The sequence below is a fragment of the Pantoea sp. CTOTU50773 genome, assembly GCF_032082325.1.
Lineage (GTDB): Bacteria > Pseudomonadota > Gammaproteobacteria > Enterobacterales > Enterobacteriaceae > Pantoea > Pantoea communis.
On record NZ_DAMDQC010000101.1, the window covers coordinates 1 to 15401 of the forward strand.

At 52.8% G+C, this 15401-nt stretch carries 13 protein-coding genes and 1 other RNA gene; 5 read left to right on the forward strand and 9 right to left on the reverse strand.

The features are described from left to right. Positions 1-401: 401 nt before the first annotated feature. Both pykF and RT340_RS15500 read left to right on the forward strand, forming a co-directional pair. Positions 402-1814, forward strand: coding sequence for a pyruvate kinase PykF (gene pykF / locus RT340_RS15495; protein WP_034821670.1), 1413 nt, complete (start codon positions 402-404; stop codon positions 1812-1814). A 305-nt stretch (positions 1815-2119) separates the two neighbouring features. Then, positions 2120-2356 carry a major outer membrane lipoprotein gene (locus RT340_RS15500; protein WP_002908860.1) on the forward strand — a complete coding sequence of 79 codons (237 nt, stop codon included), beginning with the start codon at positions 2120-2122 and terminating at the stop codon, positions 2354-2356. A 69-nt stretch (positions 2357-2425) separates the two neighbouring features. On the opposite strand, the gene RT340_RS15505 is transcribed toward RT340_RS15500, so the two are convergent. From RT340_RS15505 to sufA, 7 genes are all read right to left on the reverse strand, one after another. Continuing rightward, on the reverse strand, positions 2426-3457 hold the full coding sequence (locus RT340_RS15505) for a L,D-transpeptidase family protein (protein WP_097119273.1): 1032 nt from the start codon (positions 3455-3457) through the stop codon (positions 2426-2428). A gap of 61 nt (positions 3458-3518) precedes the next feature. Then, positions 3519-3935 (reverse strand): cysteine desulfuration protein SufE, encoded by a 417-nt coding sequence (gene sufE, locus RT340_RS15510; RefSeq protein ID WP_038647304.1) that lies wholly within the window; start codon positions 3933-3935, stop codon positions 3519-3521. Positions 3936-3955: 20 nt separating this feature from the next. Continuing rightward, entirely contained in the window at positions 3956-5179 is a 1224-nt protein-coding gene (sufS, locus tag RT340_RS15515) for a cysteine desulfurase SufS (protein WP_313376951.1), read from the reverse strand. Then, positions 5176-6453, reverse strand: coding sequence for a Fe-S cluster assembly protein SufD (gene sufD / locus RT340_RS15520; RefSeq protein WP_313376952.1), 1278 nt, complete (start codon positions 6451-6453; stop codon positions 5176-5178). The genes sufS and sufD overlap by 4 nt, the downstream gene beginning before the upstream one ends. After that, on the reverse strand, positions 6428-7174 hold the full coding sequence (gene sufC / locus RT340_RS15525; RefSeq protein WP_034821684.1) for a Fe-S cluster assembly ATPase SufC: 747 nt from the start codon (positions 7172-7174) through the stop codon (positions 6428-6430). Before sufC ends, sufD begins: the two co-directional genes overlap by 26 nt. 39 nt (positions 7175-7213) lie before the next feature. Then, the gene (gene sufB, locus RT340_RS15530; protein WP_038647310.1) at positions 7214-8707 is read right to left on the reverse strand and encodes a Fe-S cluster assembly protein SufB; all 1494 of its coding nucleotides are present in this window, start codon (positions 8705-8707) and stop codon (positions 7214-7216) included. 5 nt (positions 8708-8712) lie between these two features. After that, a complete protein-coding gene (sufA, locus tag RT340_RS15535) occupies positions 8713-9087 on the reverse strand; it encodes a Fe-S cluster assembly scaffold SufA (protein WP_038647312.1) in 375 nt (124 codons plus the stop codon). A gap of 390 nt (positions 9088-9477) precedes the next feature. Here sufA and RT340_RS15540 point away from each other — a divergent pair, with 390 nt between their 5' ends. Further along, positions 9478-9882 carry a hypothetical protein gene (locus tag RT340_RS15540; RefSeq protein ID WP_045813973.1) on the forward strand — a complete coding sequence of 135 codons (405 nt, stop codon included), beginning with the start codon at positions 9478-9480 and terminating at the stop codon, positions 9880-9882. Between the two features lie 30 nt (positions 9883-9912). Here the strand turns inward: RT340_RS15540 and RT340_RS15545 are convergent, their stop codons facing one another. After that, the gene (locus tag RT340_RS15545; protein ID WP_313376956.1) at positions 9913-12966 is read right to left on the reverse strand and encodes an FAD-binding and (Fe-S)-binding domain-containing protein; all 3054 of its coding nucleotides are present in this window, start codon (positions 12964-12966) and stop codon (positions 9913-9915) included. A 205-nt stretch (positions 12967-13171) separates the two neighbouring features. On the opposite strand from RT340_RS15545, the gene ydiK reads away from it, so the two are divergent. Together ydiK and rprA are read left to right on the forward strand one after the other, a co-directional pair. Next, positions 13172-14284: an AI-2E family transporter YdiK gene (ydiK, locus tag RT340_RS15550; protein ID WP_313376958.1), complete on the forward strand. Its 1113-nt coding sequence runs from the start codon at positions 13172-13174 to the stop codon at positions 14282-14284. A gap of 316 nt (positions 14285-14600) precedes the next feature. After that, positions 14601-14708: antisense sRNA RprA (gene rprA / locus RT340_RS15555), an RNA gene on the forward strand. A gap of 99 nt (positions 14709-14807) precedes the next feature. Here rprA and RT340_RS15560 read toward each other — a convergent pair. After that, positions 14808-15401: putative PEP-binding protein (locus RT340_RS15560; protein WP_313376960.1), on the reverse strand; the 594-nt coding region annotated here is incomplete at its 5' end.

Genomic DNA, 15401 nt, shown 5'->3' on the forward strand with positions numbered 1-15401 from the left:
GAGCACCACCTTGACATGGTGGGGGTCGATGGTTCGAGTCCATTAGAGCGCACCACTTTTTGTTTTCTCTCTCTCTTTGCGCAACACCCCTTTCCTTGATCTGCATCGTTTTCTCTCTCAGCTTTTATATTGGTTTTCGCATACTTAGCGTCTATACTATGCCGCGTTGTCCACCTGAAAGGTTTCAGCGCTAACGTGCCTATGCCAACAACTCAAATGATTTGCGCAACACTGTTCTGCCAGTTCCCTCGCGTACTGCATAACTTCTCTGCACGCTTAGCCTCTGTCACCTATTCTTACTCCTGTACGATCCAAACCAACACCATACACATTTTCACTTCGCTGCCAAACGCCGCGAATCCCGACCTCTATCATCCATCACAACTTACAGAAAACCTGACATGAAAAAGACCAAGATTGTTTGTACTATCGGTCCGAAAACCGAATCTGAAGAGATGCTGACTCAACTGCTGGAAGCGGGCATGAACGTCATGCGCCTGAACTTCTCACACGGGGATTATGCCGAACATGGTCAGCGCATCACTAACATGCGTGCCGTCATGGAAAAAACCGGTCGTCAGGCCGCGATTCTGCTGGACACCAAAGGTCCTGAAATTCGTACCATGAAACTGGAAGGCGGCAACGATGTTTCATTAAAAGCCGGCCAGACTTTCACTTTCACCACCGATCAGTCAGTGATTGGTAACAGCGAACGTGTTGCTGTGACCTATGCAGGCTTCACCGAAGACCTGAAAATCGGCAACACTGTGTTGGTCGATGATGGCCTGATTGGCATGCAGGTTACTGAAGTCACAGAAAACACGGTCGTTTGTAACGTGCTGAACAACGGCGACCTGGGCGAAAACAAAGGCGTTAACCTGCCTGGCGTTTCCATCCAGCTGCCAGCGCTGGCTGAAAAAGACAAACGTGACCTGATCTTCGGTTGCGAGCAAGGCGTTGATTTCGTCGCGGCTTCCTTTATCCGTAAACGTTCAGATGTGCTGGAAATCCGTGAGCATCTGAAAGCCCACGGTGGCGAGCATATCCAGATCATCTCTAAAATCGAAAACCAGGAAGGCCTGAACAACTTCGACGAGATTCTGGAAGCGTCTGACGGCATCATGGTTGCACGTGGTGACCTGGGCGTTGAGATCCCGGTTGAAGAAGTGATCTTCGCGCAGAAGATGATGATCAAGAAATGTAATAAAGCACGCAAAGTGGTCATCACCGCGACGCAGATGCTGGATTCGATGATCAAGAACCCACGCCCTACCCGCGCGGAAGCAGGCGACGTGGCGAACGCCATCCTTGATGGTACTGATGCGGTTATGCTGTCGGGTGAAAGTGCTAAGGGTCGTTACCCGCTGGAATCTGTGACCATCATGGCCACTATCTGCGAGCGTACCGACCGCGTGATGAAATCTCGCATTGGCGAGCTGCAGGATTCACGCAAACTGCGCATCACCGAAGCGGTGTGCCGTGGCGCAGTGGAAACAGCAGAAAAGCTGGAAGCCCCAGTAATTGTGGTGGCGACCGAAGGCGGTAAGTCTGCCAAAGCGATTCGTAAATACTTCCCGGATGCCACCATTCTGGCGCTGACCACCAATGCGACTACCGCACGCCAGCTGATTCTGAGCAAAGGCGTTGAGACGCGTCTGGTGACTGAAATTGCCTCAACGGATGATTTCTACCGTATTGGCAAGGAAATGGCGCTGGAAAGTGGCTATGCACAGAAAGGCGACGTTGTGGTGATGGTATCAGGTGCACTGGTTCCAAGTGGCACGACCAACACCGCTTCAGTCCACGTACTCTGATTTTTGCCTGAAGTTTTATTTAAAAGCGCCTTTACGGGGCGCTTTTTTTATTCTTGCGCTAATACAAAATCCAGATTTTTCCAATCGATAATAACTATTCAATATCCCGCACAATTAAGGTTAGTCCGATTAAATCTCTCTGTTTTAGCTAAATATTTTCATCATCTTCTGCGAAACGCTGCTTCTTTGAGCGAACGATCAAATTTAAGCATGTTCTCATCAAAAAATTATTCTCAACTCAAAAAGCTTTGTGTAATACTTGTAACGCTACATGGAGATTAACTCAATTCTAGAGGGTATTAATAATGAATCGTACTAAACTGGTACTGGGCGCGGTAATTCTGGGTTCAACTCTGCTGGCTGGTTGCTCAAGCAACGCTAAAATCGACCAGCTGTCTTCAGACGTTCAGACTCTGAACGCTAAAGTTGACCAGCTGAGCAACGACGTGAACGCAATGCGTTCCGACGTTCAGGCTGCTAAAGACGACGCAGCTCGCGCTAACCAGCGTCTGGACAACCAGGCTCACTCTTACCGTAAGTAAGAGTTCTGGTTTGAAAAATGGTGCCCATGTGGCACCATTTTTTTTGTCCTGATTTTGCCCCTCCCTGAATCAGGGTTTTGCGCCGCTCTCACCCATCGCCTGACTGATGGTCGCTTGTCCTGCGCCATCCTGCTGCGTTTGAAGCACCGCGGGTAATGCTGTTTCCTGCGTGATGGGCTCACCGCTGCTCACCAGCACTGGCATTCCTGAACGACGCACCATCGCCTCTTTGATCAGTGCGGTATCACTCTTCTGACTATTGATAAACGCCTTAGATTTCGCAGTCAACGCAATTGGCATGGTTTGCGGATCGTCCTTCTCATTGCGCGACAACGGCTGATGCACCTCAACGTAACGCTTGCCATCCGGTTCCACCGCATACTTGATCGGCTCGTTAACGATCTGCACCCTCGTTCCCTTTGGCACGCTGTTGAACAGCGCTTCGATATCATCCGGACGCAAACGAATACAGCCTGAGCTCACGCGCATCCCAATACCGAAATCGGCGTTGGTGCCATGGATCAGATACTGGCCGGTACCACGCGCCAGACGCATCGCAAACAGGCCCATCGGGTTATCTGGCCCGGCCGGAACGACACCCGGTAAGGTGATGCCCTCTTTCGCGTAGCGTTTGCGGATATTGACGGTAGGCGTCCAGGTGGGATTGGGGATTTTCTGGCTGATGCTGGTGACCATGCTCGGTGTTGCAGCGCCCAACTGGCCAATACCGATTGGATACACCACCACGCGATTCTCCCCTTTCGGATAGTAATACAGACGCAGTTCAGCAAGGTTGATGACGATACCTTCACGGGGTGCATCAGGCAGCAGCATTTGTAATGGAACCGTCAGTTGCGTCCCCGCTTTGGGCAGCCAGGGATCGACGCCAGGATTGGCCTCCAGCATGCCGAGCATCCCAATCTTATAATGCGCTGCGATGCTCTCTAAGGGCCGTTTGTCGTCAGGGACAGTGGTTAGGGTATTCTCGCCAATTAAACGGCTGTTATCGGCTGGCAGGGGATATTCCGTTGCAAATGCAGGTGCAGAAAGTCCGAAGCAGGACAACAGCAATGCACCGGCTAAACGTAACGCTGGTTTCATGCAATTTTCTCTTTGTCGGATGGAACAGACCCCGGTCATGCCGGGGTCTGGAGAGTGTAACTTAGCTGAGGCTTTGAGCGTTATGACGGATCGCGCGAATCATCGCTTCCAATCCTTGAGAACGTGTAGGAGTGAGGTGTTGAGTCAACTCTAATTCTGCGAACCAATGACCGACATCCAGCGCGAGAATCTCCTGCGCTTGCAAGCCCTGATAGAGGCTAAATACTACCGCAATCAAACCTTTAACAATGGCGGCATCACTGTCGCCTTCAAAGGCGATGGTGCCATCAGCTTGTGGGGTCATGCGGATCCACACCTGACTCTGACAACCCGAAATCACATACTCTGGCTGCTGTAAGCTTTCAGAGGATTCTGGTAATTTCGCACCGAGTTCAATGATGTAGAGATACTTCTCTTCCCAGTTTGCGCAACGGTTAAAGTTGCGCACCAGCTTCTCTTTTTCTGGCAAATTCGCCATGGATAACTCCTGAAATCTGCTCAACCGCCCAGCAGACGATGAATACGCGTCAAACCTGCTGCCAGGCGATCGGCTTCTTCTTCACTGTTATACAGCGCAAATGAGGCACGACACATTGCGGGCACCGCATAGTGGCGCATCAGAGGCATAGCGCAATGATGTCCGGTGCGGATCGCAATGCCGTATTGATCGAGGAAACTCCCGACGTCAAAGGCATGATGCTTACCAAGGTTGAATGCCACCACGCCACTGCGTTGTGCCGGACCGTAGATAATCAGGTCGGGTACCGACGCGAGCTTATCTAATGCGTAACGCATCAGAGAGGTCTCACGTTCGTTGATGACATCCAATCCCAGCTCACTGATCCAGTTCAGCGCCGCGCCTAAGCCGATGATGCCACCGGTATTCGGTGTGCCGGCTTCAAAACGCCACGGGGCAGTGTTCCAGGTGGTGCCGGTTGGCAGCATCACCTGATCGATCATTGAACCGCCGCCTTCCCAGGGAGGCATGATCTCCTGTAGCGCTTTACGCGCATACAACACGCCGATACCGGTCGGGCCATAAATTTTATGGCCAGAGAAGACGTAGAAATCGCAATCGATATCCTGCACATCCACTTTGTGATGCATCACCGCCTGCGCACCGTCCACCAGCGTGACAACACCCGCGGCTTTCGCCTGCGCCACGATGGCTTTCACCGGATTGACTGTACCGAGGACGTTAGAAACGTGCGTCACTGCCAGCAGGCGCGTGCGGCTATCAATCAGCCCGCTCAGCTGCTCAACAGCCAGTTCGCCCTGCTCGTTAAGTGGCAGAACGCGAATTTCAGCCCCGGTGCGCTGCGCCACCATCTGCCACGGCACGATATTAGCGTGGTGCTCCATCTCCGTGATGATGATGTTATCGCCCGATTGCAGCTGACTGCCGCCCCAGCTGTTGGCTACCAGATTGATGCCTTCAGTGGTGCCTTTAACGAAGATAATCTCTTCTGGCGATGCCGCATTGAGAAAACGCGAGGCTTGGGTGCGCACGTTTTCCATATCGGTGGTGGCTTGCGCACTGAGCGAGTGAATGCCACGGTGCACGGCTGCATAGCCGTGCTGGTAAAAATAACTTTCCGCATTGATGACCGCGAGCGGGCGCTGAGCGCTGGCCGCGCTATCAAAGTAGGCCAGCGGATGTCCGTTGACCTCACGTTTCAGAATCGGAAATTCCGCTCTGATTCGTTCGAGATCGAAAGTCATAACTCAACTCCAGGGAAACGCGCACTAATGCGTTCCAGCACCAGCTGGCGCAGCGGTTCTTCTTCCAGCAGTTCGGTCAATTCAGCCGCGAACGCATGGATAATCATCTGCTGTGCGGCATCTTCAGGGATACCACGCGAGCGCAGATAGAACATCTGCTCATCGTCGATACGGCCGATGGTCGCACCATGGCTACACTTCACGTCATCCGCATAGATTTCCAGCTGCGGCTTGGTATCCACTTCCGCCAGGCGACCGAGCAACAGGTTGTTGTTGGTCATCTGTCCGTCGGTTTTCAGTGCATGCTTCGCCACTTTAATGTGACCGTTGAAAATCGAACGGCCTTTATCGCGCGAGATGGTTTTGTGCAGCTGACGACTCAGGCAGTAGCCTTTGTTGTGTTCAAGATAGCTGCGGGTATCCGCCACTTCTGCGTTGATCGGCAGCACCAGACTGTTCAGTGACAGCTGGGTGTTTTCACCGTTGAGCTGCACGCTGGTGTTGTGACGAGACAAGCCAGCACCCAGCAGGAAGCTGGTGCTGCTGACCTGCGCATCACGACCAATCACAATATCATTGTGCGCAAAGTGATAGCTGCTGCTCTCTTCGAACGCCAGCTTGATGTGTTTCAGCTGAGCATTGTCGGCGACAGCAAAGGTAAAGCGTGCACCGGTAAAGTGGGCCGCACCGTTCAGCGTCACGTAATGCTCAATCACTTCAGCTTCGGCGCTCTGCTCCAGCTCAAGATGATGGCGGTGATGAACGGTGTTCAGCGCATCGGCTTTGCCGCTGGTGATGTGCAGTAAATACAGCGGACGTGCCGCCGATTTGCCGCGCGCCAGACGAATGGAAGTCACTTCTTCCGCCAGGCTTTCGGTGAGATGCAGGAACACTTCTGGCTGCACCGCAGCCGGCAAGGGGCGGCGTTCAGCCGCACGGCTGTGCTGCACGTCAAACAGATCGGTGTCGCGCGCGCTCAGCTCAGGCTGGAAGCGGCCATCAACAAACACCAGACGCACCGCATCCACCGGTAGCGCCAGCTCAGCAACCTGTTCCGCCGTCACGGTCTGCGCTTCTGGCAACACGAACTGGTTGGCGAACAGGCCATCCAGCGCGGTGTATTTCCAGTTTTCATGCTCACGGGTCGGCAAGCCGACACGCATTAATTGCTGCCAGTGCTGCTGTGCCTGCAGAGAACGCACCTCACCGCGCGATTCAAACAGGTGATGCCACTGTTGCAGGGCGTTATCACTCTTCGTCGGTAAGCCAGCCATAGCCTTGCTCCTCCAGCTGTTTAACCAGCGAGAAATCGCCAGACTTAACGATTTTGCCCTGATACAGCACGTGCACGTGATCTGGCTTGATGTAATCCAGGATACGCTGGTAGTGGGTCACGATAATGAATGAACGCTTACCGTCACGCAGGCTGTTAACGCCTTCAGCGACGATTTTCAGCGCATCGATATCCAGACCGGAGTCGGTTTCATCCAGGATGCACAGTTCTGGCTCAAGAGCAGCCATCTGCAGAATGTCGTTACGCTTCTTCTCACCACCGGAGAAGCCGACGTTCACTGAACGGGTCAGCAGATCTTCAGGCATCTTCAGCAGTTTAATTTTGTCTTCGATGAAGTCCTGGAAATCAAAACGATCCAGCTCTTCCTGCTCACGGTATTTGCGCACTGCATTCACAGAGGTCTGCAGGAAGAATTGGTTGCTGACGCCCGGGATTTCAACCGGATACTGGAACGCCATGAAGATGCCTTCGCCCGCGCGCTCTTCTGGCTCCAGCTCGAGCAGGTCTTTGCCATGGAAGCTGACAGAACCACCGGTCACTTCGTAATCTTCACGACCTGCCAGCGTTGCAGACAGGGTACTTTTACCTGAGCCGTTAGGGCCCATGATGGCGTGGACTTCGCCTGGTTTCACTTCAAGGTTCAGACCGCGCAAAATCTCTTTGTCTTCAACGCTAACCTGTAAATCTTTAATGCTTAACATACTCTTTCCTTCACATTGCTTCCGGCAACGCGTGTGGCATCAGCCCACACTGTGCTCAAGGCTGATAGCCAACAGTTTTTGCGCTTCCACGGCGAATTCCAGTGGCAGCTCGGAGAAAACGTCTTTGCAGAAGCCGTTGACGATCATTGAGATCGCATCTTCTTCGCTAATGCCGCGCTGCAGGCAGTAGAACATCTGGTCTTCACCAATACGCGAGGTCGTGGCTTCATGTTCCAGCTGTGCCGTGTTGTTGCGCGTTTCCACATATGGGAAGGTGTGCGCACCGCATTCGGCACCAATCAGCATCGAGTCACACTGGGTGAAGTTACGCGCGTTGGTCGCGGTTGGCATGATTTTCACAAGACCACGATAGGTGTTCTCACTCTTACCGGCAGAGATCCCTTTCGAGATGATGGTCGACTTGGTGTTCTTACCAATGTGGATCATCTTGGTGCCGGTATCCGCCTGCTGACGGCCGCTGGTCAGCGCCACGGAGTAGAACTCACCCACGGAATAGTCACCGCGCAAAATGCAGCTTGGGTATTTCCAGGTGATGGCTGAACCGGTCTCAGACTGCGTCCAGGACATCTTGCTGTGATCGCCTTCACACAGCGCACGCTTGGTCACGAAGTTGAGGATACCGCCCTCGCCTTCACCGCCCGGGAACCAGTTCTGTACGGTGGAATATTTCACTTCGGCATTTTTGTGGATGATCACCTCAACCACTGCGGCGTGCAGCTGGTAGGTGTCACGCACCGGCGCTGAGCAGCCTTCGATATAGCTGACATAGCTGTCTTCATCGGCGATCAGAATGGTACGTTCGAACTGACCGGTTTTCGCCGCGTTGATACGGAAATAAGTCGACAGCTCCATCGGGCAACGCACGCCTTTAGGGATGTAGACAAAAGTCCCGTCTGAGGCCACAGCAGAGTTCAATGCCGCGAAGAAGTTATCGTTGTGGGGAACCACAGTACCGAGATACTTCTGCACCAGCTCTGGATGATCGTGAATCGCTTCGCCGAATGAGCAGAAGATAATGCCTTGCTCAGCCAGTTTGTCACGGTAGGTGGTGGAAACGGATACGGAGTCAAAAATCGCATCAACCGCGACTTCACGTCCTTCACGTACCGGAACACCCAACTGATTGAAAGCGTCTTCCACTTCTTTGGTCAGGTAATCGCTTGACGCGACGCTGCCAGAGGTTTGCTTCGCACCCGGTTCAGACGCGCAGCTATCATCACAGTTGCCGCAAGACGGCGCGGAATAGTAGCTGTAGTCCTGATAATCGAGTGAGGCGTAGTTAGCTTTCAACCAGTGTGGCTCTTCCATCTCTAACCAGGCACGGAAAGCCTTGAGGCGGAATTCCAGCATCCACTCAGGTTCGTTACGTTTGGCCGAAATCGCACGCACCACATCTTCATTGATGCCGTGTGCCAATTCGTCGGTTTGCAACTGGGTAAAGAAGCCTTCTTTATAATTCAGGCTACCTTCCCACGTTTGTACATCGTCAGATGCTTCGCTGTGTCGTGACATTTTACTTACTCGACGCCAAAGCTCTCACCGCACCCGCAGGCGTGCTGAGCTTTAGGGTTGTTGAATTTAAAAATCTGGTTCAGGCCTTCACGGACATAATCCAGTTCGGTACCGTCAACAAACGGCATAGCCTGAAGAGGCACAAATAATTTTGCGCCGAATTGCTCAAACGTCAGGTCGTCATCGGCTGGCTCTTTTGTCAGATCCATAACGTACCCAAAACCGGCACAGCCGGACTGCTTCACACCCAATCTAAGGCCCTTAACTTCAGGATCCGCCTCAACCAGGTTAAGAATCTGTTTCGCTGCCGATTCGGTCAGCGTAAGCCCTTTCCAGACGAAATCGTCGGGTGAAAAGGAAGCTGCATTTACTGATGACATAGTGCTACCTCGTAAGTCTGGGCCTTTTCAGGTTATCCCCCTATGGTAGTGATATCAGATACCACTTCAACCTCTTGTTTTGCAGGGATAATCATCTCGTGCTGTTTTTTACTGTTGCTTTATTGAGCATAGTCTCTTCAATCGAGCTTGTGAGCGGCATTCCCGTGCGCGCCACACCCGCGTAACCCGTTAAAATGACGTAAAATTTAGAAATTCAACTTTACGACATCGTCATGATTGATAGGTTACGCCTTTCTTCAATGTAAAGGGATTGTTATTGCCGATTTTAGTAACAGGCAAAGGAAATCAATAAAATTTCATTGCGGGAATTGCATTCCTGACGCGGTTGAATATGATAATGATTATCATTAACCCATTTAAGGTAGCGACATGACGCTTACCGTCTCAGCCTGGTTACAACACAAAATCGATGAATATAAGTTTTCAGTGCGTGATATCACCGTCGACTTCTACATGGCTCAGGCTAAGCTCAACCGCACCGATTGTACTATTGACCAACTGCGTCGCTTTAACGACACCTGTCTCGACATGGCAGAAATCTGCGAGCTTAACGGCGACGACCAAAGCTATCTGCATGCCATGGGCAAGCTCCATCACCGCTTAGTGCAGGAGATGGGCAATGCCGATCGCGACCGTTTATTCCGTATTCAGGCCTATCAACTGGCGCGCCTGTCGTTGACTCGCTTGTGTCATCAACTGGCGCTCAGCGGCGAGTGGGATAAAGCCACCAGCCTGCAGAGTGATTTCGTCCGTCACGCAGGCTGGATATTCTAATCCAGCTTTGTGACGACTCCTACAATTTGTTTACATCATTTCCAGTAATGCCTGCAGCGGATGGCGCATGCCATTGCCCTCGGCGCGTTTAACCTGGCTGCGACAGGAGAAACCTGTCGCCAGACAACGCTGACGTGGCAGTTTCTGTAACTGCGGATGCCATGAGAGTTCGTAGATGCCGAGCGAATTTTCGAGGTTCTTGCTCTCATGTCCGTACGTCCCCGCCATACCGCAACACCCGACGTTGACGTTCTCCAGCTTCGCACCGAAACGCGCAAAGATGTCCTGCCACTGATTCGGCGTTGAGGGCAGCGCAGTGACTTCAGTGCAGTGGGCAAACAGATACCAGGCCTCGCCGCTGGCAGTTTGAACCGCACGCGCATCTAAGGCCTGCTGCAACCATTCGTGGACCAGTTGCACCTTGAACTCACCGCGCTGCTCACCCAGCACTTCCTGATATTCATCGCGATAACACAGTACCGTTGCGGGATCGACCCCAACCATCGGCATTCCCAATTGGGCGACACGATTAAGAAACTCGGCGGTTTTGCCGGCAGTGCGCGCAAAGCGCTGCAGGAAGCCTTTCACATGTTGTGCTTTGCCATTAGGTGAGAAGGGTAATAACACCGGGCGGTAACCCAGCTTCTCAATCAATTTGACGAAATCGGTCACCAGCTGCGCTTCGTAATAGCTGGTGAACGGATCCTGCACCACCAGTACACAGTTTTCACGCTGCGCCATATCCATCGCTTCCAGCTGTTCCAGCGTCAGGCTCATCGCCGGATGGCCGCCGAGCTGCTGTTTCAGGCTTGGAGAGGAGAGCAATGGCAGATCGACCATACCAATGTGGGTTTTACTCAGATCGCGCACCCACGGCTGCTTGAGAAAGAAGTTGAACACCTTTGGCGCTTTGGCCATCAAAGGCGCATAACTCTCTACCGTTGCCACCAGATGATCGCTCATCGGACGCAAATAGCGCGTGTGATAAAGCTGCAGGAAGCGCGAGCGGAAGCCCGGCACATCAATCTTAATCGGGCACTGCGTCGAACAGGCTTTGCAGGCTAAACAGCCTGACATCGCCTCTTTCACTTCATGAGAAAAGTCATACTCGCCCTGCTTCGCGTGCCAGGAGTTACGCGTGCGTTGGATCAGTGTGCGCAGGCTGGCACCCTGTTTAGGCAGCGCCTGTTCCAGCTGCGAGGGATCAACGCCCTGCTCTGACAGCAAACGCAACCATTCACGCGTTAGCGTCGCGCGTCCTTTCGGCGAATGGATACGGTTGCGGGTAATCTTCATCGACGGGCACAGCGGGCTGCGCGCATCAAAGTTGAAGCACAAGCCGTTGCCGTTGCACTCCATGGCACCGCGCCAGTCAGTTCGCACCGTGACCGGAATCTGACGATCGTAAGTGCCGCGTTTCACCGCATCCACCTGCATCATCGGCTCGTTGCTGCCCAGCGGGGTGCAAATCTTGCCGGGGTTCAGGCGATTATCAGGATCGAAGGCGGCTTTAATTGCGCGCAGTTCGTTGAACAGCGTCTCGCCAAAAAATTCCGGGCTGTACTGCGCGCGGAATCCTTTACCGTGTTCACCCCACAGTAATCCGCCGTAGCGTGCGGTCAGCGCCACCACTTCGTCGGAGATTTGCTTCATCAGCATCTCTTGCTGCGGATCGCACATGTCGAGCGCAGGACGGACGTGCAGAACACCGGCGTCCACATGGCCAAACATGCCGTAACTCAGGCCATGGCTATCGAGCAAGGCGCGGAAATCGACGATATAATCCGCCAGTTGTTCTGGCGGAACTGCCGTGTCTTCCACAAACGGAATCGGCTTGGCGCGCCCTTTGGCGTTACCCAGCAAGCCCACCGCTTTTTTGCGCATATTATAGATGCGCTCGATACCGCCTAAATCATTACACAGTTGATAGCCGATCACACCGCCCTGCTGCTGCGCCATCAGCTCATCCAGTCGACCGCACAGGCTGTTGACCTGCTGTTCAATCAATTCGCCGTTGTCACCGGCAAATTCAACAATATTCAGGCCGAGCATTTCCTTGTCCGGCACATCGGTAATCAGCTCTTTTACCGAATGCCAGACAATATCCTCACGTGCCAGATTCAACACCTTAGAGTCCACGGTTTCCACTGACAGCGCTTTGGCTTCCACCATGAAAGGGGCATTACGCAGTGCAGAGTCAAAGGAGTCGTACTTGATGTTCACCAGACGACGCACTTTCGGGATCGGCGTGATGTCCAGATGCGCTTCCGTAATAAAGGCCAGCGTCCCTTCTGCACCGCATAACAAACGTGTCAGATCGAAGGTTTGCATGTCATCGCTGAACACATGACGCAAGTCATAACCGGTCAGGAAGCGGTTAAGCTTAGGGAATTTATCCAGAATCAGATCACGCTGATCACGACAGCGATTCAGCACCTGATGATAGATACGCCCTTCTGCTGTCGGTGTTGTTGCTAATTGCTCAGCCAGTTCGATGGGCATCGCGCGGGTATCCAGGATATCACCGCCGAGCAGAACCGCCCGCAATCCCTCCACGTGATCCGAGGTTTTACCATACACCAGCGAACCCTGCCCGGATGCATCGGTATTGATCATGCCGCCTAAGGTAGCGCGATTACTGGTGGAGAGCTCCGGCGAGAAGAAGAATCCATAAGGCTTCAACCAGGCATTGAGCTGATCTTTCACCACGCCCGCTTCCACACGCACCCAGCCCTGTTCAGGATTGATTTCAAGGATGCGATTCATGTAGCGCGACATGTCGACCACAATGCCCTGATTGAGTGACTGACCGTTGGTACCCGTTCCGCCGCCGCGTGGGGTAAACACCAGGCTGTTAAACCGCGTTTCGCCCGCCAGACGAGCGATTAACGCCACGTCCGCCGTCGAACGCGGAAACAGCGCGGCATCGGGTAACAGCTGATAAATGCTGTTATCGGTAGAAAGCGAGAGACGATCGGCATAACTGGTGGCGACATCGCCGGTAAAGCCTTGTTCTTTTAATGACTGCAGGAATGTCAGCACCAGTTGAACGAGGCCTGGCGCCTGGGAAATCTGTGGGATCATTATTGCGTGACCGAGATGTTGTAAACGTTTGCGTGGTTTTTTTTTCAACCACTGGTTTTATCATATTTTTTTAATGGCTGCTGTTTTTTCAGGAAAGACCTCCGCGACACCTGCTTTTTTCTGTTTAATTTTCAGGAAATAGCTCATCATTGATCAGGGCCCACGCGGTCCACCACGAAGGATTAATTGAGGTCAAAACGTTGTGATGAAAAGCCTGCAACGCGGTATGGATCTACCGCAACTGCTGTTCTCGTTGATGTTCATTCTCATCATGATCATCGCCTGCCTGTGGGTGGTACAACCCTTTATTCTGGGCTTTGCCTGGGCCAGCATGGTGGTGATTGCGACCTGGCCATTGATGATCCGTTTGCAGCATTTGCTGTGGGGACGACGATCGCTGGCGGTGATCGCCATGACCATTCTCTTACTGCTGCTGTTTATTATTCCCATTGCCCTGCTGGTGAGTAGCCTGATCGACAACAGCGCGCCGGTGATTGCCTGGGCCACGCAACGCCATCTGGTTTTCCCGGACTTTGTCTGGCTGCGTGAGATTCCTTATATCGGCAACAAAACCTACTCCAGCTACCATAGAATGGTCGATGGCGGCGGGAGGGCGATTTTAAATCAGCTGCAACCTTACATTGGCCGCACCACCGGCTTCTTTGTGGCGCAGGCCGGCCACTTCGGCCGCTTTATGATCCACCTCGCTGTGATGCTGCTATTTAGCGTGTTGCTCTATTGGCGCGGTGAGCAGGTCGGCCACGGCATTCGCCACTTTGCTTATCGCATGGGCGGACGTCGCGGCGATGCGGCGGTGCTGCTGGCTGGGCAAGCGATTCGTGCCGTGGCGCTGGGTGTGGTGGTGACGGCGCTGGTGCAGGGTGTGCTGGGCGGCATTGGCCTGGCGATTTCCGGCATCCCTTATGCCACCTTGCTCACCGTGCTAATGATTCTGACGTGCCTGGTGCAGTTGGGGCCGTTGGTGGTACTGGTACCGGCTATCATCTGGCTCTACTGGAGTGGCGATACCACCTGGGGCACGATATTACTGGTGTGGAGTTGTGTAGTCGGTACGCTCGATAGCGTGTTGCGTCCGATGCTGATTCGCATGGGTGCGGATCTGCCGATGATTCTGATCCTTTCCGGCGTTATCGGGGGATTGATCGCCTTTGGCATGATCGGACTGTTTATTGGCCCGGTGGTGCTAGCGGTATCGTATCGTTTGGTTTCCGTGTGGATGCATGAAGCGCCTGCCCCGGATGATGACCCGCAAACGGCCATCGAAGCTCTTGCCGAACATGAGGAAGAGCAACCTTAAAGCTGACCTTATCCGCGAGCGGTGCAGATAAATGCACCGCCTTCTTCTCCCACGTCTGATTTGCCTTACCTACTGCGCTGTAAGCAACTTAATCGCTGTCACATAATTGCCTGCACCACCCTTTATTTTTCATAAGCGATTTTTAAGAAAAAACGCAGATTTAGGCGCTTTAGGTGGATTTCGCTAACGGAATGATTATTTTTCGAACTGAATCATCAGGCGCAACCGTTAAAAAAGCTCAGAAAAGATTATCAGCTTTAAACTAATAAGAGGATTCTTAAAGACGCCAGCAAGCCTGATGAATAACATGAATCCTATGTTTGAGATCAAACCACTGATTTTTAAACAACCTTTTTCCCCTGAGTAAAGTGAAGAATTGCTGTGTGTAGTCTTTGCCCATCCCCTGTGATGGGCTTTTTTTTTGTATTTTTTATGGATAAAAAAAAGGCCAGCAGCGCTGGCCTTAATGATTTCATCAGGGACGCTTCAGATTTACCCCGAACGCGCCCTAATTGAGGTCTGATTACTGCTTAGCCGCATCCAATTCCGCCAGATTTAACCAGGTTTGCACCACGGTATCTGGGTTCAATGACAGGCTATCAATACCCTGCTCCATCAACCACGCAGCGAAGTCTTCATGATCTGAAGGACCCTGGCCACAAATTCCAACATATTTGCCTTGTTTCTTGGCGGCCTGAATCGACATCGACAGCAGCGCCTTCACCGCTTCGTTGCGCTCATCAAACAGTGCAGACACCACGCCAGAATCGCGGTCCAGACCCAACGCCAGCTGTGTCATGTCGTTCGAACCGATAGAGAAGCCGTCGAAATACTGCAGGAACTGTTCAGCCAGCAAGGCGTTTGACGGGATCTCACACATCATGATCACCTTCAAGCCGTTCTCACCGCGCTTCAGACCTTGCTTGCCCAGTTCTTCCACCACGGCAGCCGCCTGGTCAACAGTGCGCACAAATGGAATCATAATCTCGACGTTAGTCAGACCCATTTCATTACGCACACGTTTCACGGCTTCACACTCCAGCGCGAAGCAGTCGCGGAAGCTGTCTGCCACATAGCGCCCCGCGCCACGGAAGCCCAGCATCGGGTTCTCTTCTTC

What these genes read in the sequence shown, in the direction of transcription:
- sufA (WP_038647312.1), bottom strand. Translation starts at nt 9,087, where the DNA reads ATGTCATCAGTAAATGCAGCTTCCTTTTCACCCGACGATTTCGTCTGG.
- RT340_RS15545 (WP_313376956.1), bottom strand. Translation starts at nt 12,966, where the DNA reads ATGATCCCACAGATTTCCCAGGCGCCAGGCCTCGTTCAACTGGTGCTG.
- pykF (WP_034821670.1), top strand. Translation starts at nt 402, where the DNA reads ATGAAAAAGACCAAGATTGTTTGTACTATCGGTCCGAAAACCGAATCT.
- RT340_RS15505 (WP_097119273.1), bottom strand. Translation starts at nt 3,457, where the DNA reads ATGAAACCAGCGTTACGTTTAGCCGGTGCATTGCTGTTGTCCTGCTTC.
- RT340_RS15500 (WP_002908860.1), top strand. Translation starts at nt 2,120, where the DNA reads ATGAATCGTACTAAACTGGTACTGGGCGCGGTAATTCTGGGTTCAACT.
- sufS (WP_313376951.1), bottom strand. Translation starts at nt 5,179, where the DNA reads ATGACTTTCGATCTCGAACGAATCAGAGCGGAATTTCCGATTCTGAAA.
- RT340_RS15540 (WP_045813973.1), top strand. Translation starts at nt 9,478, where the DNA reads ATGACGCTTACCGTCTCAGCCTGGTTACAACACAAAATCGATGAATAT.
- ydiK (WP_313376958.1), top strand. Translation starts at nt 13,172, where the DNA reads ATGAAAAGCCTGCAACGCGGTATGGATCTACCGCAACTGCTGTTCTCG.
- sufB (WP_038647310.1), bottom strand. Translation starts at nt 8,707, where the DNA reads ATGTCACGACACAGCGAAGCATCTGACGATGTACAAACGTGGGAAGGT.
- sufE (WP_038647304.1), bottom strand. Translation starts at nt 3,935, where the DNA reads ATGGCGAATTTGCCAGAAAAAGAGAAGCTGGTGCGCAACTTTAACCGT.
- sufC (WP_034821684.1), bottom strand. Translation starts at nt 7,174, where the DNA reads ATGTTAAGCATTAAAGATTTACAGGTTAGCGTTGAAGACAAAGAGATT.
- sufD (WP_313376952.1), bottom strand. Translation starts at nt 6,453, where the DNA reads ATGGCTGGCTTACCGACGAAGAGTGATAACGCCCTGCAACAGTGGCAT.